The following is a 373-nucleotide window of genomic DNA, read 5'->3' on the forward strand; positions in this document are numbered from 1 at the left end:
TCCCTTTTTCCCTCTTCTTCCCTTCCTCCTTCCCTCCTTTCCTCCTTCTCTTCCTCTTTCCCTTCCTCTTTCTCCTCCCCCTCCCCCCCCCCTCTTTTCCCCTTTCTTCCCCCTCCCCTTCCCTCCTTCCTTCCCCTTCCTTCCTCTTTCTTTCCCCCTCTTTTTTCCCCCCTCCTCCTCTCCTTTTCCCCCTCTCTCTCCCTCTCCTCCCTCCTTCCCCCCTCCCCCCCTTCTTTTCTCCTTCTTTCTCTTCTCCCTTTCCTCCTCCCTTTCCTTCCCTCCTTTTTTCCTTTTTTTCCCCTCTTCCTCCTCTCTCTTTCCCCCTCCTTTTTTTTTCTTCCCTCTCCTCTCCCTTTCTCTCCTCCCTTTTTTC

The 373-nt window shown here is 53.9% G+C and carries 1 protein-coding gene; it reads right to left on the reverse strand.

Annotation, left to right across the window (positions count from 1 at the left end):
- On the reverse strand, positions 1-373 hold a 373-nt coding region (locus KH400_RS30090; RefSeq protein ID WP_217228381.1), incomplete at both ends, for a hypothetical protein.

The organism is Desertibacillus haloalkaliphilus, assembly GCF_019039105.1.
GTDB classification, from domain to species: Bacteria; Bacillota; Bacilli; order Bacillales; family KJ1-10-99; genus Desertibacillus; species Desertibacillus haloalkaliphilus.